A 23646-nucleotide genomic window follows, 5' to 3' on the forward strand; every position below is an offset into this window, starting at 1 on the left:
CGTTCATTTATAAGTCATGGAAAAAGAAGCGGGCATTTCTGCCCGCCTGTTACTCTTATTGTTGTACGTTTATTGGTTCTTTCTTTGATACATACCAACTATCATAATATTTATCGCCTATCAAGTTAAAAGCACCTGTATATCCGCTATTATCAGCGTATTGTTTGGCTTTTGATATACTGTCGAATTCGCCTAACTTTTTGAAACCGATAAACAGTTTGTATTTATCGCTGTTCTCCCTATGCTTTTTGATTTCGTCCTGTAACATTCTATACATTTTTTGATAATTTTCTTTTTTCTGTTCTAATTTGCTGTATGCCTTTTGTAGTTGCTCGTCCGTTTCTATATTGAAAAACAGATTGTTGTGTGTATTGTAATCAATATATCGGGCGATAGTTCTCTCTACTTTCGTTATCTGCGCCTTTGCCGAAGCAACTTTTCCCAATATAAAGTCGAAACCTGTATGTAAACCTGTACGCTTATCATAATAGCAAAATAATACATCTATATTCTTTCGTGGGTATTTACATATCAGTTTTGCCTTTCGCCAGTTAATTACCCACCGCCAGCGATCGAGCATATCGCGGGGAATGTCTATTGTATGAAGAACTTCCCGACTTCTGTCGGGATTTCGGACTTCAAAGGAGATATATACCCAATGTTCGATTTTCAGTTCCCGCTCGGCTTTGGCAAGGTCTTTGGCATATTGCATCCATTTTTCCATATTTTCCTGTGCCATGACCTTGATTATTAACTGTTATAAATTTGTTGTATTTCTTCGCCTACTTTCGCTAATGCTTGGCGTTGTTCATCGGTAAGGCTCAATATAAAATCGTCGTTGCTGTACCATTCTCCGCTATCTTCCTGTATGCGGAAGCATCGTCTGTTGGCAGTATCTACGATTGCCAATATTACATCTACTTCGGTAGGAGTCAGACCGCTTATTGTACAGGTCTTTTTTGTTCTATTTAATTTCAATTCCATTGTTTTTGGGTGTTGTAGGCAGATTGCTCCGCCTGAATTATTTTTTTTATGTATAAAAATATCTTTTGTTTTTCTCTGTCTGAAACAGTGAGTTTCTTAGAGTTCCTCTTTAAGTTGGGTGTAAATTTCCCTTAACATCGGCTCAATGGTAAACCATTTGGTCAGGTTCTTTATCTTCCTGCATGTGGCAGGGTCGCAAACATCATTCAGAAATAACCCGAATGTTTCAAGTGTACAATAACAGTCGTAGCAAAATTGAGTGTGATAATCCGTTTCCGATTTCTTTACGGATTTGTTGATAATAATTCGGATTTGACCGTTTTCCAAAAGGTATATGCGGATACTCCACCTGTCTGTTTCAAAAGCCATGTGATAGTATTTGTTTTCCCCGCTCACTCTGTCGAGGATATATTTTTTGCTCTTGTATGTTATTATTATTTGATTGGGTTTCATGTTTCTATTTTTTATTTTGTTAATATTTTACGCTACTAATCTCTTTTTAATCTGTTTCATATTCTTGTTTACAAGTCCTACAATTTGGTTATGATACTTGGTATTCTTGTTACATACGCCTCTTGATTGTATTACCTGTAATTTGGACAATGATATTTCTACAGTTTCCAATCGTTTTTCTCCGATACAAGCCGAAAGAATAAGGCTGTCGGTTTTCAAGTGGTAATCGTTTGTAAATACGCAATGGTGCATTATATCGCCCTCCTGCATAATTTCCTGTACGCTTTCAAGTACTCGCACTTGTACCTGTCCGTCTGTAAAGCTAATGCCGAAGAACTTGGATTTCATTTCTTGAAACAAGAGTTCATCTTCTAATGCTCTTTTTTTATCTTCTTCTTTTTGCTGTTGTTTAATATAGGCTCTTTTCTTTTCAACATATCTGTCATGTTCGGCGTTCAAATCGGCAGGGCATACATATTTTGCATTGTGCAGGTCTTTACCAAAGAAATGGAGCAAATCAATGTAGTCGCACCATAGCGAAACATCATTGATGTTGTATTTATTGCGAATACAGATTTTAATAGGTGTCCAATAATTGGAAATATTTTTGTAACCTTGATTGTATGCAAAGTATTTCAAAGATTTTGTTTGACCTGCTTTAAGCAATGTTTCCGCTTTGTTCTCTGTCAATAGATAGAGAAACAGGTCTAAGGGCGTAAGTTCGTAAAAATCGCCCTTATATCCACTCCGTTTGATTTCGGGGATTAACTTCTGACGTGGGTAAATACAGGTCGGAATAGCATTATATAAACTTTTGTCGGGGCGAATTTCAAGCGAAGAACAAAATTGCCATGTGTCATAAAATCCAAACAAGCCTCGCAATTTAGCCATTACAATGGTTTTTCCATTGGTAGCAATCCAACGCTGTATTACTTCGCTGTGGAAATATTTTGCTTTTTCTCCAACCTTTGCCCGATAATCTATATAAAAGAAACGAATTACCTGATAGCCTTTGCATTCGGTTATTATGCAGAAATACTCGTAACTGCTGTTCGTTCTTTTTCTTGTTGTCTCAATTTTTAATTTCATACCGCACGACGGACAGGCACATTCTTCTATTGCCATATCTTTGTTAGTCCACGAATGACCGCATTCAAAGCAGGAAATAACCCCTTTTGCCGTTCTTCGTCCGATATGTTCCACACAATGTTTATATCCCCACTTGATTTGTGTTCTTGTAATCTTGGGTAATTGCTTACTCAATTCAGCTATCTCTTTTTGGAATTTATTTCTTGGTTTCATCGCTCTTTCATGTTAAAAGTCAAATAGACTTGGTTGGGGATTAATTTGTACTTTATTTGTCTTCTTAACAGGCTGTTTCATTTTGTTATAAGCTTCATCTTGTAGCTTTTGGATGGCTTTTTGACGTGCTTCTTCTTTTTCCTCGTCTGTCAGTTGTACCACATGATTTACGACTACATGACCGTTTATCGACTTGCCTATCTCAATCTCATCTTCATCGTAATAATGCAAAGCCATAGAATAGATTTCCTCGTCTGCGAAACCGTTACATCCGCTTTTTTGTACTGTATTGAGAATGTATGTAATACAATCATCAATATTTTTGTTCTCTTTAGCGAAAACAGGAACAAATAATTCGTCTTCCTTTGCCCGCTGTTCTAAATATGCTTGTATCGTATTTTTGAAATGATTTGATGCTTTCATGTTTTTGGGTATTGTAGGGCAGATTGCTCTGCCCTGTATTAATACTTGTTTTGAATTATCTTAGGTAAAAAGGGATTGAAATATTTAAGTTCTCATTGATTATAAACTTTCTACCACATTCACAGATAATGTGTGTATCTGTTATACGTCTTATCTTACGAGTAACTTCTTCATGGCTGATAAAGGGTTTCCCGTCCCAAAATCCGTTTTCGATATCTCCTGTTAAATGGTATGTTTTACCAACTTCAATTTCTTGTACTTTCATTTTTATTTGAATTTGTAGGGCAGATAAGGCTCTGCCCTGTGTTATACTTTATTTAATTTAATCCGAAATAATAGGCTAAACACTGTTCCTGTGATTTTGAAAATATCCACCCTGCCAGCTTCTTGCCGTTGAATGTCAATCGACTGTTGAAACGTCCTCCCATTGCTTTGAGTTCGTCTTTGATTGCTTTGGTATCTCCGAAAACGGCAATCGCTTTTTCAGAATATTCGACCATTTTGCAACCGTCTTTTCCTTTTCCTGTTCTGTCGTTCGGAGTGTTCGGGATATTCGGCTTATCCTGCTGTTTAATATGTATATTATCCTCGTTTCCTGCTATGTAAGCAAATTCCTCTATCGTGCGTTTACGGTCATATACAGGCACTTTTTCGATTATCCAACCACAGTACTTGCTTTCTCCTAAATAGTAGCCGTCTCCCATACTGTACTTTTCTCTGTGTTCGTAATCCTCGTTGAACTCTGCTAAATAAACGGTTTCCTCGAAGTTAGGGGCGTGTTTCCGCATCTCGGAAAACAAGTCTCTTTTGTGTTTGGAAAAACCGATAATAATGGTACGTTGTGTACTATGGGCATAGTAATCGGTTTGGCTGTCGCTGTCGTTTTGTCTCAATCGTGCCACGATAATGCCTAAAGCATCTTCGGGAAATATCTCAGCAAAGCGCACCCGACCGATTTTCTTCACTTCTTCAACCCTTATACGCTCTTGTTCCGCTTCGTCCTGCTCTGCTTTTTTCTTCTGTTGCGCTTCTTGGAGAAGTATAACCACTTCAAAAGCATCCATAAATTGAGAATTTTCACTATCATAATAATAACCTATGCCGAATTTTTCTTTTAATGGTCTGATGATGTCGGTAGTTTGAAATTCCTTTGTGCGTAGGTTAATTAACTTGTAAGTAATGCCCCAATCGTTTTCCATGATTTCGTACACTACATATCTATCGTAGCTGTAACCCTCCATTTGGATAACTTGATTAACTTCTACCACTTGTTGGGCTCTGTCGATGCTCTTGTTTGCGCCTAATAAAAATGCTTTGCTCATAACTGTAATTATTAATGGATTAAAAAATATGCGTAAATAAGAAGTAGAAAAAACCGATAAGACACGCCAACGAAAGAAGGCAGGAAAGGATACCTTTTAAGATATTCCAACAGAGATACACTCCCAACGCTACCCAAATAAAGTCGATACCCCAAATACAAAACCCTGCTACGGTCGCCACTATCCAAACCACCGATTTTATGCGTAATGGTGAGTTAAAAGATTCTCGTTTCCTATATGTTTTTTCTATGTTTCTCATAACTTCTGACATTTTTTTTATGCTATAAAGGAGCCGTTAATGAGTTCTGTTTCAGGAGCGATAAAAAGGTAGTCGTTCGCCCGTGCAAGATTTTTGTAAATAAATACGCTCTGAAAGAGGAAGATTTTTTACAAAACCCTTTAGGGCTTGAACTTGCTCGGGCGTTAAAACGACGGATATACCTTTGCTGCTGGAACAGGACTCATTAAAAAATAGGCTCATTCCTTAATTCGATAAAAAATGGGAAGAACGTTATGGTAAGAAAACATAGAAAAAAAGGTAAATGTGTCGTTCTGCCTGATTACAGCTTGATAATCAGCCAATCATTGAGTTTTCGAAATGATTGACTTATGACTTTGACGCCGCAAGCGACATGTTGAATGCCAGAGGCTCTCATTCGGCGATTAGAATGAAAAAGCCGCTACAATACGCTTATATTTGCACTTCGGGAAATTTTAAAAATTAAAGAATATGGAAATAATAAGTATGGACCGTAAGGTTTTCGAAGCTATGGTAACAGGAGTGGAAAGCCTTGAACAAAAAGTAATGGAATTGTATAGCGAGCAGAAAGACCTTGGACTTAAACGCTGGTTGGACAATCAAGATGTATGTCAATTGCTGGGAATAGGTAAGCGTACCCTGCAATCCTATCGGGAGAAAGGTTTATTACCTTACAGCCGATTCCGCCATAAGATTTTCTACAAGAAAGAAGATATAGAGCGGTTATTGAAAATGTCTCACTATTCGGCAAAGAACAATGAATAATCATTTACTCGACCGACAAGACGTGAGAGTCTCAGGGTTGTTCAGGCGTATTGAAAATGCATTGAAAACCTTGAATAAGATAGACACAAAGGTTCGCCGCCCTTTTAACGGAAAACATTTTCTTTCTGACAACGAACTTTCTGAAACATTGAAAATCAGCCGACGAACTTTACAGGAATACCGTTCGGCAGGCATTATTCCTTATTACCTGATATGTGGAAAGGTTTTGTATAAAGATTCGGAAATAGAACAGATGCTTGAAGCCACCCGAAAACGCAGTATAGATGAAATGAAATTACTGTAAGCTGTGTCATTTTGACTTAAAACAGAAAACGACCTCATTAATTGTAAGGTCGTTTTCTGTTTGTTAGAAATAGAATTAATTCAGCATAATACCCATACCTGATATTTTCCAGATTCCATGCGAATTTAATGCTGTACGGACAATCCAGTGTCGGAACAATTCCGCTTGTTCCGACTTTAAGCGGAATGCTAAAGCGGTTATCATTTCCATATTGTAGAGGATTTGAATCCTGCCGCCTTTGCTTTTAGTTTGACAACTGACTTCATCTTCATGAAGCGTACCTCGTTTAAATATCAAACCAATATTGCTGTTTACTGCTTGTACATGAACTCCGAATAAATCAGCAATTTGATATTGAGTCAGCAAGATATTGCCTGCTGTCGGACGAATTATTACCTGTCCTTTTTCGATTATAATAGGTTTTGTTTCCATGATTAAGAGTTTTGATTGGTTGTTTGATTAGTCTTACGTTTCTTGTTTTTTCTCGGAAAACGAATGGCTGCACGTAATTCCTCGTCTTCGTGAAGCATAATTTTCCTGTCGCTTGTCCGAGCTTTCAAACGCTTCATATCTTCCTCCACTTTGGTATCTGTTACTTTGGCATATATTTGTGTCGTAGTAATCGAAGTATGCCCCATCATTCGGCTGACTGTTTCAATCGGGACTCCTTGTGAAAGCGTAATATGGGTGCCGAAATTATGTCGGCTTTGATGGAAGGTTATCCTGTCTATCTTACAGATTTCTTCTAATTGATGTATCAATCTGCATGTATAGCCTCGACTATATAGGTTGAATATCAAGTTGCTTTTCCGTTCATGCTTGTATTTTTCGATAATCTGCAATGGTATTTCCAGCAAGCGGACATGGCATTCCGTTTTCGTTTTGCGTCTTTCTATATGAATCCACCAGCTTCCGTCTTCTGCTTGTTTCAAATGTTCGACAGCAAGCCTTTTCAGGTCTGCATAAGCCAACCCTGTGAATGTCGAAAATATGAACCAATCCCGAATCCGTTGTAATGCAGTATTCTCTATTTTACATTGCATAAGCCGTTGTAAATCTTCAACTTTCTGGTGATGGCTTTTCTTTGCGGGTTGCTCGGGATGATAATTTATAAATGGGTCACGGCGGAGCGTTCCTTGACTTACAGCCCGCCGCGTCATTTTTTTTAGCGTAATCAGATGTCCTGAAATGGTCGCTTGAGCCATTTGGTAATCTTTACGTAAGAAAAAATCGAACTCATCCATAAAAGTCAGATTCAGGCTTTTTAGGTTTATATCATCGACTTCATATTTTTTCTGAAGAAACTCCAAGAGTAAAGCATATGTTCGCAGGTAGCACATGTGTGTTTCCTTTACACGGTCAACTCCGATGCGATTCTCAAACTCATTATTATGTTCTTCAAAGAGTTTCATCAATGTATGTGCCTTTTGTGCATGTCCTTTGAGTGCGTTTTTAACCAATTCGGCAGTCACAAACCCTAAACTCTTACGGATTTCGGTATAATGGGTATTGATTTTTTCTGTAAGTCTCTCTATTGCACGATTCACTTCCAGTGCATTACGGCTTTTTCCGTTAGCCAAACCTGTTTCGGGATTCCAAAGGGAAGGGTTGACCGAAACTTTCGTGCCTACTTGTTCGGATTCTGCATCAATGCTTATCTTGCAAAGCAGTTGACACATTCCGTCTTTTCGAATTTTCGTCCGATTGATATAAAAGAGAACGGCAAATGTGCTGCGACGTTTTTCCCTGCCGTTTATCGGGTTGTTTATTCTATTATTTGTTTCCATAACGAAAATGCTTTTTAATTAATCTGATTTTTAGAAATTTGAAATTGAACTTTATTAAATGGTAAATTTGAATTTATTGCTTATGCGTTTATCCAATGTTTTCATATCCTCGTCTATTTTTTCGTCGGTTATTTTAGCATAAATCTGAGTAGTTGTTATTTGTGTATGTCCAAGCATTTTGCTTACAGTTTCAATAGGAACTCCCTGAGAAAGCGTAATTTCAGAAGCGTATGTATGTCTTGCACAATGAAATGTAAGCCATTTTTCTATGCCGCAAGTTTTGGCTATTTGCTTAAGCTGTATATTTGTTTCCCGATTATCGTACATAGGCAATAATCGTTCTTTAGATGCGATGTCTTGATAGCGTTCAATAATCAGAAGCGGCAGTTCCATTAGAGGTATTTCGTATTTCACACCTGTTTTTTCGCGTTTGTTTTTTATCCAAACCGTTCCGTCGGAAGCTATGCTGAGTTTATCTTTGGTAAGTTCACGCATATCGCTGAAAGACATCCCTGTGTAGCAGGAAAAAAGGAACATATCACGGATAAGATAATGCTTCGGACAAGTGAGTGGAGTGGTCATTAACTTGTCTATTTCTTTTTTTGTCAAGTACTTCTGCCGCCTGATTGGGCGCTGGGCTACATATCCAGCAAAGGGGTCGGCTGTTATAATTCCGTCTGCAATGGCATTGTTGATAATGGTTCCAAGACGTGTGGTCAGCAGGACGATTGTCCCCAATTCTATTTTGCATTCTATTCGCAGATAAAGGTCATATTTATCAATAAATGATTTCACCAATGCTGTAAAAGGAATGTCGGAAAGCTTATATTTTTCGTTGATAAAAGCCGTTAGCTTATTCAAGGCATACTTGTAAGAATCCAAAGAGCCTTTTTTACGGTTTACACCGACACGTTTTTCGAAGTTCTTATTGAATTTTTGAAAATAGGCTAATAGTGTTTCCTGCTCGCAAGCCATACCAAGCAAAAGATTTTTGACCATTTCTGCCGTTATGGAGATTTTTACGGAGGAGAGTTCTTGATAGTACGAAAGAGCGTTTGCCCTGATTTCGTCCAATTGTTTGTTGATAACGGTAGCCACTCTGCTTTTTCCTGTAGCACGACCAGATACCCATAATGATGTGGGGGCATTCATTTTTGTACTGAATGTTGTTTCGCTTTTGCCGACCGTGAGTCGAGCCATAACGGGACTTGTTCCGTCCTCTTTCATTTCGTTCTTTTTTAAGTAAAACGACACCTTAACTTCTTGATTCATTGCTCTGTATTTAACGTTACAAAATTACTGTATACAGAGCTATTTGAAGCTATTCAAAACGAAACGGAATGGGGAAACAAACTCCTGTTTTATGCTCAAAATTCACATTCTTTATCAACAAGGCGAAAAAAAGGTTTATCTTTGTATTTGCAAAGTAAAAAAACGTGTTCTTTGAACAATTTCCAATCATATCAAGGTGCTTTCGGGTAGCTTTTCATTCCTGTTTGAGGTTTCAAAAAGGCAATGGATAAGTAGCAAAACTTTCGCTTAACTCCGCTTTATTGTGCTTTTTTGCCTATTGGCAAAACATAGCGGAACAACACCGAATGGACTTGTTTTTCAAATACTTACTCCATTCTGCCCGATTCCGCCTGATTTCTTGGAAAGTTTATATACATTTGTATTACATTAAAAAGATCAGAAATAAAAATGACTACTTTTGCCCCTTTTGCCAAGCCTCTTTATGTGATGTTGAAGCCGGTTAGTTCTATATGTAATCTGGCGTGCGAATATTGTTATTATCTGGAGAAGAATAATCTGTATAAAACAAATAATGTAGCAGATAAATTCATTATGAGTGATGAATTGCTTGAGCGTTTTATTGAACAATATATTAACTCTCAAACACAGGCACAGATTCTTTTTACTTGGCATGGAGGAGAAACTTTAATGCGTCCTTTATCCTTTTATAAGCGTGCATTAGAGTTGCAAAAGAAATACGGAAGAGGAAGGCAGATAGATAATTGCATACAAACCAATGGTACTCTTTTAAATGATGAATGGTGCAAATTTTTCAAAGAAAATAACTGGTTGGTAGGTGTTTCTATTGATGGACCACAGGAATTTCACGATGAATATCGTAAAAACAAACAGGGGCTTCCTTCTTTTAACAAGGTGATGAAAGGTATTAATCTGCTAAATAAATATGAAGTAGAATGGAATGCTATGGCTGTTGTAAATGATTTCAATGCAGATTATCCACTTGATTTTTATCACTTTTTCAAAGAGATTAATTGTCATTATATACAATTTGCCCCTATTGTAGAACGAATACTTCCTCATGATGATGGTAGGTATCTGGCATCACCCATGGAAAGAGAAGGAGGGAAGTTGGCCGATTTTTCGATTACTCCGGAGCAATGGGGAAATTTTCTTTGTACCATATTCGATGAATGGGTAAAACAGGATGTAGGTAATTATTATATTCAGATTTTTGATTCAACGCTTGCTAATTGGGTAGGAGAGCAGCCCGGCGTGTGTACTATGGCCAAAAATTGTGGGCATGCAGGGGTGATGGAGTACAACGGAGATGTTTATGCCTGTGATCATTTTGTGTTTCCGGAATATAAACTTGGGAATATTTACTCCAAAACCCTTGTGGAAATGATGTATGGAGAAAAACAACAATCTTTTGGAGCAGCCAAACAAAATACATTGCCCGCTCAATGTCGCGAGTGTGAATATCTTTTTGCTTGCAATGGCGAATGTCCTAAGAATCGTTTTGTGAAGACTGCTACCGGAGAACCGGGGCTGAATTATTTATGCAAAGGTTTCTATCAGTTCTTTAGCCACGTGGCTCCTTATATGGATTTCATGAAATCCGAATTGATGAATCAGCGTCCACCGGCCAATGTGATGCAATGGATTAAATCGGAGAATCTTTAAATATTACATAGATGAAGAAACGAATCTTTTGGATAAGCATTCCATTCTTGCTTCTTATAGCGGGTATAGCTGTTTTTCATACCTTGGCACCTATCATAACAGGTTATGCAGCTAAGAATTTGGCATCCGGCATATTTGTGGCCGGACGTACACAAGAAAGTTTAGAAAAAGAAGATTTGAGTTTTTTCCCTATCAATCTGAATACTAATATAATAGATTGGGAGAAAAAGGAAGTAACAAGTCGTTTTCTTTTTTGGAAATCCAAGGCGATTTATATAGAAGGTTTTGGATGTACATTGGTTCGCGATTTTTCGGAGAAAGAAATTCAGTCGAGGCCTTATACCATAGTTCCCACTCTTCCTGCAACTTCGGATACCATTCCTTGGCCTGCAGGCGATAAGTTGTCAGACAGTATTCCATCAACACTGAATGCTCAAAAACTGGCTCTCTTTTTGGATACTGTTTTTGCCGACTCGTTGCCAATGAAAGGTACATTTGCAGTTGCCATAGCTTATAAAAATCAGTTGATAACCGAACGCTACAGAGATGATTTGTCGGCCGATAACCTGTTTTTAAGTTGGTCGATGGCCAAGAGTATAACAAATACATTAACAGGTATCTTGGTTTCGCAAAATAAAATGAACCTTGAAATTCCGGTTGCCATAAAGTATTGGCAGACGGATGAACGAGCAGAGATTACACTCGCCAATTTGCTACAAATGAATAGCGGACTCGCATGGAATGAAGACTACGGGAGTAATTCTGATGTGAACCGGATGTTATTTAAAACAGGAAATATGTCTTTGTTTGCTGTTGATAAATCAATGAAAGCAAAACCAGACTCTACTTGGTATTATTCCTCAGGAACAACCAATATTGTTTGTCAACTGATACGTGATGCAATAGGAAATGATACCGATTATTATGCTTTTCCTCGCAAAGCACTATTTAATAAGATTGGAATGCGTAATGCTATTTTCGAAGTCGATGCTTCCGGAACCTTTATAGGCTCTTCTTATATATATGCTTCCATGCGCGATTATGTACGCTACGGACTTCTTTATTTGAATAAAGGAAACTGGCTTGGCGAGCAGATATTTCCCGAAGAATGGATTGACTTTACAACAACTACTTCCAAAGGTTCCAATGGAAGGTATGGTGCCTTCTTTTGGCTGAATAAAGGGAGTGATTATCCGGATGCTCCTGCCGATACCTACCTGTGTAAAGGACATGATGGCCAATTCATATTTATTATTCCTTCCAAAGAGTTAGTCATAGTACGTACCGGTTTCTCTCAGAAAGGTGTTTTTGATGTAAATACCTTTTTAAAAGGTATTCTGGAATCGTTAGAATGAAAAGCGAGAGAGAATAATATAAAAATTGAATCTTCTGCTTTTATTTGTTCTTTTTAGTATTTTTGGCAAAAAATACTATGCCAGTTAATCGAAATGCCTTAATCCGTTATAAAACCATTGATACTTGTTTGCGTAATCCGTATCGTCGCTGGACACTGGAAAATTTAATAGATGCCTGTTCAGATGCTCTTTATGAATACGAAGGAATTGATAAAGGAATCAGTCGTCGTACTATTCAGATGGATATACAAATGATGCGTAGCGAGAAATTGGGTTATAATGCCCCTATAGTAGTGTATGAAAATAAGTACTATAAATACGAAGATCCCAACTACAGTATCACTAATACTCCTTTATCCGGTCAAGACCTGAAAGTTATGTCCGAAGCCGTGGAAGTACTTCGGCAGTTTAAAGGCTTTTCTTACTTCTCGGGAATGGGTGATATTGTGAGTAGGCTGGAAGATCATATCACATCTGTTAAGCAAAAAACGGTTCCGGTGATTGACTTTGAAAAGAATGAAAGCTTGAAAGGACTGAATCATCTGGATGTAGTTTATCATGCTATCATAAATAAGCAAACATTAAATTTGAAGTATCGTTCTTTTAAAGCTCGTTCCGCTTCTAATTTTATTTTCTATCCTTATTTGCTTAAAGAATATCGCAATCGTTGGTTTGTGTATGGAACAAGAAAAGGAGTGAAAGTGCTCTTTAATTTAGCATTAGATCGAATTCATAACATAGAAATAGCAAAGAACGAGCCATACAGAGAAAACACCTTTTTCGACCCACAAACTTTCTTTGATGATCTGGTAGGAGTTACTAAAACCATTAATCAGAAACCACATAAAGTTCGTTTTTGGGTAGATGCAGCCAATGCACCTTATGTAGAAACAAAACCCATTCATAAAAGTCAGATTTTAATTGAAGAAAGAGAAGACAAGTCGATGGTGTTTGAAATAGAAGTTATTCTTAACAGGGAGCTCGAACGCGAACTTTTAGGCTTTGGCGATTTTATAAAAGTATTATCTCCCCCTTCTCTGGCAGGTTTCATAAAAAGCAGATTTAAAAAAGCATATAATCTATATGAAGACGAGATATGTTAAAAGTGAACAATGTTTCACATCTCTATTGCATGTTACAAATAAATTACATTATTTTGTAGCGTGAAATTCTATAAGGAAGATATATTAAAGGTCGCTTTTGATGAATTTATGGTGAATGGATATGCTAGCCCAATCATTAGCAGTTTGCAGGAAAAGCTGGGAATGTCGAGGGGAGCACTTTATCGGCACTATAAAAATAAGGACGAGCTATTTAAAGTAGTGGTAGATACCTATTTCTTTCATACACTCGAACGAATAACAGCAAAAATAGATCCTACTATCTCTGTCCCCGAATTAGTTCGTTCTTTACAAAAAAGACAACGATTAATAGCCAAATTGATTACAACTAAAGGAGGGTCCAGATTTACATTCCTTAATTTCAATAACTTAATGATTCAGGCTGCCAGGTATTATCCGGGGTTTACTATTCGCTATAAAAAGATACAACTTCATGTAGACAGTCAGTGGAGAATTGCTTTGAAGAATAGCATTATTGCCGGAGAAATACGATCAAACATTGATGTGAATTTGATGAGTCGTTTATTTACAAAGATTTATTTTATGGATACACGAGAAGATTTTCCAATAAGAGAAAACGGGATGCCTAATACTAAAAGTAATATCGATGGGCAAGATCAGTTTGTATTATATTTATATGGACTGATGAAGCTGTAAACAATAACAATATATTTTTTATATAAAAAGTGAACGGGTGTTCACAATAGTAAGAAGTTTATAATTATAAACCATTAAATATTTACCCATGTTTATTAATTCAACAGGTTTTTATGTTCCGGAGACAAGTATCCCAAACAGTTACTTTACAGAACTGAACGGATTGAGTGATGATTGGATTTACCAGCGTACTGGTATTCGTGCACGAGTGAGGGCCTCGGAAAAAGAGACATTAAACTATATGTGTCAGCAAGCTGTGGAAATGGCGGCAGAGAAATTACCTTATGGCATTACCACAGTTGATTTAATTATTTTTGCTTCATATACCCCTTCGGATACAGTAGGTACTACCGGACACTGGATTCAAAGAGAGTTTGGAATAGAAAACGCTAAAGTGTTTTATATTTCTTCCGCTTGTTCATCCGGAATGAATGCTATAGAAGCCGTAAGTGCTTATTTTTCTGCCGGTTTGGCAAAAAGGGCTTTATTGATCTGTGCTGATAGAAATTCTTCTTTCTCTGATGATACAGATTCGGTAGCCGGTCATTTATGGGGAGATGCAGCTGTAGCCTATTTTCTTTCGGGAGAGCGCTATAATGACTCTGAAACCGAAGTACTGGATATCATGACTCAAGGACTTGGGCATATTGGACAGGGACCGGAGGCAGTAAAACTGAATCTCCCACATGGAGGTATTCAGATGCCATTTGGAAAAGATGTATTTACATACGCCTGTACCTATATTGCTCAGAATACAGAGAAGATTTTAGCAGATAATGGCTATGAAGTAAAAGACCTTTCCTATTTTATTGGTCATCAGGCTAACATGCGTATTCTTAAAAACGTGGCTCATCGTTTAGGATTGCCGGAGAAAAAATCTTTATCCAATATTGAGCGTATGGGAAATACAGGGTCTGCCAGTGCTTTACTTGTATTTGCAATGAATGACAGTCGTTTTGAAAGTGGCGACTTGGTATGTATGTCGGTATTTGGTGGAGGATATTCTGCCGGTGCGTGTTTGATACTGATAGGAAAAAGAACTGATTCTGTATAATTTTGGAAATACATTAGAAACCGTTTAAAATCCCTGTATTTATTTGAGTACAGGGATTTTTTGAATATATACGCCTGATTTTGACTAATAATACAATTCCAGTTTCCCGCCTTTTATTAATTCATTGTGATCTATACTGAAATCGGCAACCTCTTTTCCATTAAAACGTACGCTTTGAATGAGGTCTTGGGGGGATTTTCGATTAATCGCCTTGATTGTCAATTTCTTATTCTTTGTTAACCGAATTACCAGTTCATCATAAAGTGGCGAAGTGATTTCATACCAAGGTTCTCCGATAACCAAAGGATACAGCCCTATGGCACCGAAAACATAATACGCACACATGGTTCCATCGTCTTCATCCATTTCCGGTAAGAAACCATTTTTCTTTGTGGTAAATGTTTTGGCTATAACAGGTTTAGGATATTCCGCATTTCCTCCATAGAGATGTGTCATTTCCTCGGTAAGTATTTTGCGGACGATTTTCTGGCAGTTTTCCGGATAACCCAACCGATTGTAAAGATAAGGAATGTGCAGACCTGGTTCGTTAGTCTGATTACTCAGATTGTTGGCATAATAATAGTTTAATTGCTTGGCAAGTACATCTTTTCCTCCCGAAGTTTCTATCATTATGTCCAGATATTGAGGCACCGCCCACCGATATTGCCAGCGTGTACCCTGATACAAACCACTTCCACGCATTTTTGTAAATGATTCGTTTATATCTTTGAAGTCTTTTAACCAAATGGAACGAAATAGTTCTTCTGCTCTTTTGGCATACATCATTGAATCTTCTTTTTTACCAAGCAGTTTTGCAATTTCACTCATACTCCATAAATCAATGGCCGTTTCGAAAGCTTGATCAGGGCGCTGAGTTTGTAAAGTCTCCATGTCCTTTTTGAAACCTTCATACCCATCAGAAAGATCAAAAGGAATACCTTTTTTATAAGCATCCAGAATAATAGCTATGGAATGTTCAGTACGAACGGTGGGAGTAGATTCATATTTTGTAGCCCAATCTTTTTTGCCATACTTATATAATTTAGAAAGCGATAAGCTGATATTTCGCATGGTTGAATGGTCTATCAATGTAATTAACGGAAATTTAGTGCGATAAGAATCCCACATAGACCATGAGCTATAATAAGTAAAGTTATCGGCCTGTTGAATGGAGCCATCGGTTGCCAAATATCGGCGATCGTGAGAAGTAACGTTTGCCGGGCTTAGGAATACGCGATACAAACAGGTATAGAAAAGCGTTAAATCATTTCTATCTGTGCTGTTGATCTGAATACGGGAAAGAAGTTTTTCCCAGTCTGCCGCTGCCTGTTTACGAATATCCGAGAACCTCTTTTTTGAATAACGGGTGTTTTCTTCTTTTGCAACATCGTATCCCAAAGGAGACAGTGCAATGCGCACTTCGACGGAGGATGTTGAATTTCTGCTAAACTCCAGTTCTGCTATTCCTTCCTGTTGAGATAAAACGTTGAATGGTTCATTAGTTGTCAGGTTATAATACAATTTGTATTCACCGTGATTGCAGGTGTTTCCTGTTCTGATAAAACCTTGTAACTCGTAATCGGAAATCACTTTGATTTCACATTCTCTTATTTTTTCAAATCCGGCAGTTACATCTAATGTTAATAAGGCTTTTTCGGTTTCGGGATAATGAAAACGCTCAATAGCCAGGTTATTAGTAGCAGAAAGTTCCACTTTTACGCCATTGTTCAGCGTAACAGCATAATATCCCGGTGTAGCTGTTTCGGTTGATTTGTTGATTTCCGGCTGAATGCTTTTACTCACCGGTTTTAGTCGAATGTTGCCGCCGGCTCCACTACATCCAATTCCGGAAATTCGGTTTACGCTAAATCCGGATATTCTGGTAATGTTGTAATCATAACCCACGTGACTTCTCGGAACCATGTCGGGACATACTCTTACCATGCCGTAGGGCACACAGGCGGCAGGGTCTACCTGACCATTGTCTCCGGCAGTTCCAATGAATAAATCGACATAATCACATTTCAGTTCTTTTTTCTTGGCGAAACTCTGTACTTGTGGTAAACTTATTAAAAGAATAAATAAAAAAGTGGTGTTTAGTTGTTTCATTGTATAAATATGCTTAGAGTGTTATTGGCAAATAAACCTATCGCAATTTCTTTTTTTGATAATAAGAAGCAGATACACTGAAGAAATAAATAATTCCTATAACCAGTATTCCGCTACAAATGCCATAGAGCCAGTCAAAGTTTAATTTTTCAATCACCATGCCACCTATAACTGTTCCTATTCCTATGCCTAAATCCCAGAAAGTAAAATAAGTGGCATTAGCCGTGCCACGTTGGTTGTGCCGTGCCAGGTTGATGAGCATTGTCTGAAAGGCAGGGTTCAGGTATCCCAATCCTATTCCCATAATGAAAGCGATGAGATAAAGCATCCATGTACTTTTGCAGAACGTAAACAAGATGAATGAAAGAATCAGGAAATAACTGCCAATCAGAATCATTTGTACAATCTTTCCGTTATTAATGGGGCGGGCAGAGAGAATACGCGCCAATATAATTCCAAAAGACAGAACGATAAAAAACAATCCGGCACTACTTTCAAAGGGAGCTAAATCACTGTATAGTCCCATATAGTTGAGTACACAACCATAGCCTAAACCTATCATGAAAAGCAAAGCTACACAGGGCAGTGCATTTACCAGTATGAAGCGGTCGAGCGATAACGTTTGATGAACTTCCTGTTTTGCACGTTCTTTTTTGATTGGTTTAATAAATAGAATGGTAAAGAAACCAATAAGCCCGGAAAAGAATGCAGCGAGAAAGAGTGTATCAAAAGAATAATTGTTGTGAATCCAAAGCCCGGTAACAGGACCGATAGCCATTGCTATATTGGCAGCCATCCCAAAATATCCGATACCTTCGCCGCGCCTTTCCGATGCCATGATATCTACTGCTACTGTGCTGCCGCTTACTGTACTGATACCGAATGCAACACCATGCAGTGTACGAAGAATCATGAATAACATAAGCGTGGTGCCTACAACATATCCGGCGAAGATAATACAAAAGAAGCCATAACAAATAAGGTATAGTGGTTTACGACTGAACTTGTCGACCATGAATCCCGAAAAAGGACGAATAAAAAGTGCTGATATGGTATAAAGCGCCAATACAATGCCAGCCAGCGAACCGCTTGCACCCAGATTGTTCATTACATAAAATGGCAATACGGGAATCAGCATATAAAAAGAATAGAATAAAAGAAGGTTAGAAATAAAAACGAATATAAAATCTTTGGTCCATAAAGCAGGACGGTTATTATTATTCATGTGAGTTGGATTTATCATTGGATTAAACTTCTGCAAAAGTAGTTTATGTGTAAGCTAAAACCAAGTGTATTCAAATGTTTTATATTCTTTAATCTATATTTCGGAAGATCTTTTACGTACTTTATACTCCGTAGGTGTCTGTCCAGTTTGTTCCTTAAATACTTTATTAAAATAGGTAATTGTTTCAAATCCACATTCTATACTTACTTGCGAGATGTTGGTGTCTTCCATTAATAGGAGTTTACAGGCATAATCTATACGCATATCTAAGATGTAGTTCTTAAAAGACTTCCCTGTTTTACCTTTAAAGAAACGGCAAAATGCGGTGGGATTCATGGCGGCGAAAGAGGAAATCTCTTCCAAATCAATCCGACGGGTATAGTGCTTATTTAGGTAGGCTATTATTTTATCGATTCTTGAAACATCAAAAGGAATATGATAAGTATAGTCTGATGTAGAGATGATCTGGCGCGAATTGGTTTCGGACATCAGTTTTAAGAGTTGCAGAAAAGAAGTAATCTGGTCTATTCCTTTCTCTTGAGGAATCGAATCCAATAATGCTTTTAGTTTAGACGAATGTGGCGAAGGGAAAAATACGCCTCGTTGCGACTCTTCGAACAGCGTTTTTATCTTTATAAAATGAGGATAATGGTTGATAGCATGCTGCATAAAGTCTTTCTCGAACTGAATAATGGTTCCTTTCACACTGAGCAGACAGTCGTCGGCACTGTATGCCTCATCGCTTTTCATGCAGTGGGGCAGATTGGGGCCGGTTAAGAGAATATCTCCATCTGTGTATCTTTCTATGCTGTTTCCTATAAAACGGGTTCCAGTCCCTGTTTTTACATAAATAATTTCGTATTCCGGGTGAAAGTGCCACGGATAGGTAAAACGTTTATAGTGATAAAAACGAGCTTTCAGTGGCGACGATTTAGAGATAGGAAGCTGCTCATTGATAATCTTTTTCATGCTTAAAAATGCAAATGTAAAATAACTATATGCAAATATAGAGGAATATTCTTGTGCTTTGTGTTATTATTTTTGCAAAAGGGAAAAAATAACTAAGTATTTATGAATGAAATCTTTAGTATAAAAGGAAAGGTAGCAGTTATCACCGGTGCCGGTGGTGTATTGGGTGGCAGTATTGCAAAAAGTTTTGTGAGGGCAGGTGCTAAGGTCGTGGCAATTGATATCCGTCAGGAAAATCTGGATAAACAGGTACAGGAGCTAACCGAACTTGGTGGAGAAGCTATCGGAGTAGTAGGGAATGTACTCGACATACAAAGCCTGGAAAATGTGGCGCGGGAAATTCTGGCTAAATGGGGACGTATTGATATTCTTTTGAATATAGCCGGAGGCAATTTACCGGGAGCAACCTTAAACCCCGATCAAGAGTTTTTCGATATGAAGATTGAAGACTGGGAAAAAGTAACCAACCTGAATATGAACGGAACGGTATACCCTTCGATGGTATTTGGCAGAGTGATGTCAAAGCAAAAAGGCGGTTCCATTATTAATGTATCTTCTATGGCAGCCTATTCGGCCATCACCCGTGTGCCGGGTTATTCGGCGGCTAAAACAGCCGTAAGTAACTTTACGCAATGGTTAGCAACAGAAATGGCTTTGAAGTATGGAGATGGAGTTCGGGTAAATGCCATCGCCCCGGGTTTCTTTATTGGTGATCAGAATCGGGCTGTATTGATCAATCCCGACGGATCACTTACCGACAGAAGTAAAAAGGTTTTGGCAAAAACTCCAATGGGGCGTTTCGGAGATATTTCGGAGTTAAATGGAGCCGTTCAATTCCTTTGTAGTGAAGCCGCAAGCTTTATTACAGGAGTGGTTTTGCCTGTGGATGGCGGATTCAGTGCTTTTAGTGGAGTGTAAAATAATAGAATAATCTTATCTTCGTAGGGAGATTATGAATCAATTAAATCAATATCAATGAGAATTATTGCGGTTCTATGCATTAGCCTAATGGTTTCCATGCAGGCTTTTGCTTCTTTTTCATTTCAGCAAGGGAAAGATATCAAAGTAGTGGTAAACAGTAATGAAGAGAAAGTAGTACATACTGCCCTTGCCCTTTTTCAAAAAGATTACAGCAACGTTTTTGATGCAAATCTAACAATCAGTAACAAACGGGGGAGTCTTTATGTAGGTACTCTGGGGCTAAAAAGTAAAGCCGAAAACCTGGTTGGCAAGGAAGCTGTAGAGGAATTAAAAGATCATCATCATGGCTTCTTAATTACAGTAAAAAAAGGCAATCTGATTGTGCTGGGAAATGATAAACAGGGTACCGCTTATGGCGTATTGGAGTTATCGCGTAAGATAGGAGTTTCTCCCTGGATATGGTGGGCCGACTCGCCAGTAGCAAAAAAAGAGAATTTAACACTGGAAGAAGGCTATAAACAGTTGGACTATCCGGCTGTTGCCCATCGGGGCATTTTTATCAATGATGAAGACTGGGGGCTTTGTCCCTGGAGTTGGAAAACCAATGAACCCTCTACACAAGAGGGACGCATTGGCCCTCAAACTCATGAGCGTATCTTTGAACTGTTATTGCGTTTACGCGCCAATATCTTTTGGCCTGCTATGCATGAGTGTTCACTCCCTTTCTTCCTTATTGAAGGGAATCGGGAAGTGGCCGATCGTTATGGAATAACCATTGGAACCTCTCATTGCGAGCCTATGCAACGGAACACAAACGGCGAATGGAAAGTAGCAGGGGTAGGGCAGTACGATTACGTGAAAAATGCGGCGAATGTTTATAAATTCTGGGAAGAACGGGTGAAAGAGGTAGCTCATTCCAATAACTATTTTACATTAGGTATTCGCGGTGTACATGATAGTAAAATGCTGGGAGCCAATACCATTGAGGAACAACGAAGTGTATTAAAACAAGTTCTGCAAGATCAACGCGAACTTATTGCTAAATATATGAACAACGACGTGACAAAAGTTCCTCAGGTATTCATCCCCTATAAAGAAGTGCTCGACATTTATCGGTCCGGTCTCCAAGTGCCGGATGATGTAACCCTGATGTGGTGCGACGATAATTATGGCTATATTAAATACCTTCCCAATGAAGCCGAACAAAACCGAAAGGGAGGCAACGGTATATATTATCACCTGTCTTACTGGGGGCGTCCTCATGATTATCTTTGGTTAGCTACCACCTCTCCGGCGCTTATTCGCACAGAGTTGAAACGGGCTTATGATTACAATGTACGTCAGCTGTGGGTTATTAATATAGGAGATATTAAACCGGGAGAATACTTGCTTGAGTACACCCTCGATATGGCATGGGATAAAGAAGTGCTGTTCAACACGAACAGTAATGAGCATCTGAAAAACTGGTTGTCGAGAGAATTTGGTGCAGATATGGCTACTAAGCTATTGCCCCTGTGGAATGAATATTATGCACTCAGCTATCGTTGTCGTCCCGAATTTATGGGAAATACCCGTACGGAAGAGAAAAATCCGATTTATAAGCAAGTGAAAGATCTGCCATGGGCAGATAGCGAAGTAAAAGAACGCTTAGCTATCTGTCATGAAATGGAAAAACAATTGTTGCAATTATCTTCCACTATTGAAGAATCGAAGCGGGCTCATTGGTATCAGTTGGTTGAATATCCTATCAGAAGCTTTTGTGCCATGAACCGTAAAATGCTGGGCGGACAATTGGCTCGTCACGGAGAAGCTCCTTGGCAAGATGCCGTCAAAGGATACGATGATATTGTAAATATGACCAAAGAGTATAATTCGATGTTGGATGGAAAATGGAATTATATAATGGATTACCACCCACGTAATCTTCCGGTTTTTGAACCTTTGAATACAACCCTTAAAAGCGTGCCATTACCGGAATATGAAGACCAAAAATGGATATTGAAACCTTCGGATGGAATCTTTGGAAATGCTTCTTATAAAGTAAACGAACTTGGTTATAGCCGGGAGGCATTGGTGTTGGGCGAGAAGGATGTTTTTTCAGCTTCACTTCCTGCCTCAACAGATTCGCTGACAGTAACCTTTGCATTTGTTCCCAGTCATCCAATTGGGTCGGATAAATTACAAGTTAAAGTTGAAGTAGAAGGAGAATCTCCCAAGCTTCTTAATTATGAAACGTATGGCCGGAGCGAAGAATGGAAAGTAAATGTGTTGTATAACCGGGCTACACGTACAATAATGCTTCCTCCTTCCTCCACTCAGCGTAAGATTCAGGTTCAGGCTATGACTCCCGCTGTTATCCTGGACGAGATAACCATAAAAGCAACAAAATAAAAGATGGAAAAAACGTGGAGATGGTTTGGCAAAAAGGATAAGATCACCTTATCTATGCTGAGGCAAATAGGAGTAGAGGGTATCGTTACCGCTTTACACGATATTCCGAATGGAGAGGTTTGGACATTGGATGCCATTCTCGATTTAAAGAACTATATAGAAGAGGCTGAGTTGAGGTGGTCGGTTGTAGAAAGTCTTCCGGTGAGCGAAGCCATTAAATATGGTAGCTCAGGAAGAGATAAATTAATTGATAATTATATCATAAGTCTGGAGAATTTAGGAAAAGCCGGTATAAAAACTGTTTGTTATAACTTCATGCCTGTTATCGACTGGATCCGTACCGATCTTTATCATAAATTACCGGATGGTACTTCCACCTTATTTTTCGATAAGATTAAGTTTGCTTATTTCGATATCTGTATCCTGAAACGGGATAACGCAAAAGAAGATTATTCGGAAGAAGAACTTAATCAGGTGAATGCATTGGATCAGACTATCACCCAAAAAGAAAAAGATGAACTGATAGACACGATCATTGTGAAGACGCAAGGCTTTATCAATGGAAATATAAAAGAAGGAGATCAGCACCCGGTAGCTATATTCAAGAAACTTTTGGATTTATATAAAGGAATAGATAAAGAAATTTTGCGAGAGAATCTTTGTTACTTCTTGAATCGCATCATGCCTGTGTGCGAGGAATACGGAATCAATATGTGTATTCATCCGGACGATCCTCCTCGGGCGGTGCTTGGTTTACCACGAATAGTAACCGATGCCGAAGATATACAGTGGATCTTAGATGCCGTAGATAATCCTCATAATGGGTTAACGTTCTGTGCCGGTTCTTTAAGTTCAGGTATTCAGAATGATGTCCCTACTATGGCAAGAAAGTTTGCGAATCGGATACATTTTGTACATTTGCGAAGTACTGATGTATGCAAAAACGGAGATTTTATAGAAGCCTCACATCTGGAAGGTAGAGGACATCTTATTGAACTGGTGCGTATATTTGAAAAAGAAAATCCGGAATTGCCCATGCGAGTAGATCATGGACGTCTTATGTTAGGAGATGAAGATAAAGGATATAACCCCGGGTATTCTTTTCATGGAAGAATGTTTGCACTGGCGCAAGTGGAAGGAATGATGGCAGCGGTCAAGGGGCTATCAAAAGTTTAAGTTGATTATAAAACAGTTTGAACACAGAAGGCACGGGAGCGTAAATTAAACTGTGTCAGCTTTTCGCTTTCACTTTAAGGTTTCAGGTTTTTCATTCCCCTGTCTCATTCAATGGGTAATGAGGAACCTGAG

General features: G+C 38.4%; 24 protein-coding genes. 10 read left to right on the plus strand and 14 right to left on the minus strand.

All coding sequences use genetic code 11. The features are described from left to right. Positions 1–55: 55 nt before the first annotated feature. From D0T60_RS05405 to D0T60_RS05440, 8 genes are all read right to left on the minus strand, one after another. A complete protein-coding gene (locus D0T60_RS05405; protein WP_163217133.1) occupies positions 56–739 on the minus strand; it encodes a hypothetical protein in 684 nt (227 codons plus the stop codon). An 11-nt stretch (positions 740–750) separates the two neighbouring features. After that, entirely contained in the window at positions 751–984 is a 234-nt protein-coding gene (locus D0T60_RS05410; RefSeq protein ID WP_163217134.1) for a hypothetical protein, read from the minus strand. A 96-nt stretch (positions 985–1080) separates the two neighbouring features. Next, complete coding sequence (locus D0T60_RS05415) at positions 1081–1437, minus strand: hypothetical protein (RefSeq protein WP_163217135.1); 357 nt, start codon at positions 1435–1437, stop codon at positions 1081–1083. Between the two features lie 27 nt (positions 1438–1464). Further along, complete coding sequence (locus D0T60_RS05420; protein WP_163217136.1) at positions 1465–2739, minus strand: PcfJ domain-containing protein; 1275 nt, start codon at positions 2737–2739, stop codon at positions 1465–1467. 12 nt (positions 2740–2751) lie between these two features. Continuing rightward, positions 2752–3162 (minus strand): PcfK-like family protein, encoded by a 411-nt coding sequence (locus D0T60_RS05425; RefSeq protein ID WP_163217137.1) that lies wholly within the window; start codon positions 3160–3162, stop codon positions 2752–2754. Positions 3163–3217: 55 nt separating this feature from the next. Continuing rightward, complete coding sequence (locus D0T60_RS05430) at positions 3218–3427, minus strand: hypothetical protein (RefSeq protein ID WP_163217138.1); 210 nt, start codon at positions 3425–3427, stop codon at positions 3218–3220. A gap of 52 nt (positions 3428–3479) precedes the next feature. Continuing rightward, on the minus strand, positions 3480–4484 hold the full coding sequence (locus D0T60_RS05435) for a fusion protein (RefSeq protein WP_163217139.1): 1005 nt from the start codon (positions 4482–4484) through the stop codon (positions 3480–3482). 19 nt (positions 4485–4503) lie between these two features. Beyond that, a complete protein-coding gene (locus D0T60_RS05440; RefSeq protein ID WP_163217140.1) occupies positions 4504–4743 on the minus strand; it encodes a hypothetical protein in 240 nt (79 codons plus the stop codon). Between the two features lie 471 nt (positions 4744–5214). Between D0T60_RS05440 and D0T60_RS05445 the strand changes: the two genes are divergently transcribed. Together D0T60_RS05445 and D0T60_RS05450 are read left to right on the plus strand one after the other, a co-directional pair. Further along, positions 5215–5508 carry a helix-turn-helix domain-containing protein gene (locus D0T60_RS05445; RefSeq protein WP_203558287.1) on the plus strand — a complete coding sequence of 98 codons (294 nt, stop codon included), beginning with the start codon at positions 5215–5217 and terminating at the stop codon, positions 5506–5508. Further along, positions 5501–5812: a helix-turn-helix domain-containing protein gene (locus D0T60_RS05450; RefSeq protein ID WP_163217141.1), complete on the plus strand. Its 312-nt coding sequence runs from the start codon at positions 5501–5503 to the stop codon at positions 5810–5812. The genes D0T60_RS05445 and D0T60_RS05450 overlap by 8 nt, the downstream gene beginning before the upstream one ends. Positions 5813–5887: 75 nt before the next feature. Here D0T60_RS05450 and D0T60_RS05455 read toward each other — a convergent pair whose 3' ends face one another. The 3 genes from D0T60_RS05455 to D0T60_RS05465 are packed head-to-tail and all read right to left on the minus strand — an operon-like array spanning position 5888 to position 8871. Further along, the gene (locus D0T60_RS05455; protein ID WP_163217142.1) at positions 5888–6244 is read right to left on the minus strand and encodes a protein-tyrosine kinase; all 357 of its coding nucleotides are present in this window, start codon (positions 6242–6244) and stop codon (positions 5888–5890) included. A gap of 2 nt (positions 6245–6246) precedes the next feature. Beyond that, entirely contained in the window at positions 6247–7599 is a 1353-nt protein-coding gene (locus tag D0T60_RS05460) for a site-specific integrase (RefSeq protein ID WP_163217143.1), read from the minus strand. 54 nt (positions 7600–7653) lie between these two features. Beyond that, positions 7654–8871, minus strand: coding sequence for a site-specific integrase (locus D0T60_RS05465; protein WP_163217144.1), 1218 nt, complete (start codon positions 8869–8871; stop codon positions 7654–7656). A 429-nt stretch (positions 8872–9300) separates the two neighbouring features. On the opposite strand from D0T60_RS05465, the gene D0T60_RS05470 reads away from it, so the two are divergent. The 5 genes from D0T60_RS05470 to D0T60_RS05490 all read left to right on the plus strand — a co-directional run bounded on the left by D0T60_RS05470 (position 9301) and on the right by D0T60_RS05490 (position 14723). Then, positions 9301–10536 carry an anaerobic sulfatase-maturation protein gene (locus D0T60_RS05470; RefSeq protein ID WP_163217145.1) on the plus strand — a complete coding sequence of 412 codons (1236 nt, stop codon included), beginning with the start codon at positions 9301–9303 and terminating at the stop codon, positions 10534–10536. 11 nt (positions 10537–10547) lie between these two features. Then, positions 10548–11891 carry a serine hydrolase gene (locus tag D0T60_RS05475; protein WP_163217146.1) on the plus strand — a complete coding sequence of 448 codons (1344 nt, stop codon included), beginning with the start codon at positions 10548–10550 and terminating at the stop codon, positions 11889–11891. Between the two features lie 77 nt (positions 11892–11968). Continuing rightward, positions 11969–12994: a YafY family protein gene (locus D0T60_RS05480; RefSeq protein WP_163217147.1), complete on the plus strand. Its 1026-nt coding sequence runs from the start codon at positions 11969–11971 to the stop codon at positions 12992–12994. Positions 12995–13054: 60 nt separating this feature from the next. Then, the gene (locus tag D0T60_RS05485; protein WP_163217148.1) at positions 13055–13669 is read left to right on the plus strand and encodes a TetR/AcrR family transcriptional regulator; all 615 of its coding nucleotides are present in this window, start codon (positions 13055–13057) and stop codon (positions 13667–13669) included. An 88-nt stretch (positions 13670–13757) separates the two neighbouring features. Next, a complete protein-coding gene (locus D0T60_RS05490; protein WP_163217149.1) occupies positions 13758–14723 on the plus strand; it encodes a 3-oxoacyl-ACP synthase III family protein in 966 nt (321 codons plus the stop codon). Between the two features lie 84 nt (positions 14724–14807). Here D0T60_RS05490 and D0T60_RS05495 read toward each other — a convergent pair whose 3' ends face one another. The 3 genes from D0T60_RS05495 to D0T60_RS05505 form a co-directional block, all read right to left on the minus strand. Next, positions 14808–16832 carry a glycoside hydrolase domain-containing protein gene (locus D0T60_RS05495; RefSeq protein ID WP_163217150.1) on the minus strand — a complete coding sequence of 675 codons (2025 nt, stop codon included), beginning with the start codon at positions 16830–16832 and terminating at the stop codon, positions 14808–14810. A 37-nt stretch (positions 16833–16869) separates the two neighbouring features. Then, complete coding sequence (locus D0T60_RS05500; protein WP_163217151.1) at positions 16870–18057, minus strand: MFS transporter; 1188 nt, start codon at positions 18055–18057, stop codon at positions 16870–16872. 93 nt (positions 18058–18150) lie between these two features. Continuing rightward, complete coding sequence (locus D0T60_RS05505) at positions 18151–19026, minus strand: AraC family transcriptional regulator (RefSeq protein WP_163217152.1); 876 nt, start codon at positions 19024–19026, stop codon at positions 18151–18153. A gap of 102 nt (positions 19027–19128) precedes the next feature. Here D0T60_RS05505 and D0T60_RS05510 point away from each other — a divergent pair, with 102 nt between their 5' ends. The 3 genes from D0T60_RS05510 to uxuA are packed head-to-tail and all read left to right on the plus strand — an operon-like array spanning position 19129 to position 23514. After that, positions 19129–19944 (plus strand): SDR family oxidoreductase, encoded by an 816-nt coding sequence (locus D0T60_RS05510; protein ID WP_163217153.1) that lies wholly within the window; start codon positions 19129–19131, stop codon positions 19942–19944. A 57-nt stretch (positions 19945–20001) separates the two neighbouring features. Beyond that, positions 20002–22338 carry a glycosyl hydrolase 115 family protein gene (locus D0T60_RS05515; RefSeq protein ID WP_163217154.1) on the plus strand — a complete coding sequence of 779 codons (2337 nt, stop codon included), beginning with the start codon at positions 20002–20004 and terminating at the stop codon, positions 22336–22338. A gap of 3 nt (positions 22339–22341) precedes the next feature. Then, the gene (gene uxuA / locus D0T60_RS05520; protein ID WP_163217155.1) at positions 22342–23514 is read left to right on the plus strand and encodes a mannonate dehydratase; all 1173 of its coding nucleotides are present in this window, start codon (positions 22342–22344) and stop codon (positions 23512–23514) included. The last annotated feature ends 132 nt before the right edge of the window (positions 23515–23646 follow it).

This window comes from Bacteroides sp. 224 (assembly GCF_010500995.1).
In the GTDB taxonomy this organism is placed as follows: domain Bacteria; phylum Bacteroidota; class Bacteroidia; order Bacteroidales; family Bacteroidaceae; genus Bacteroides.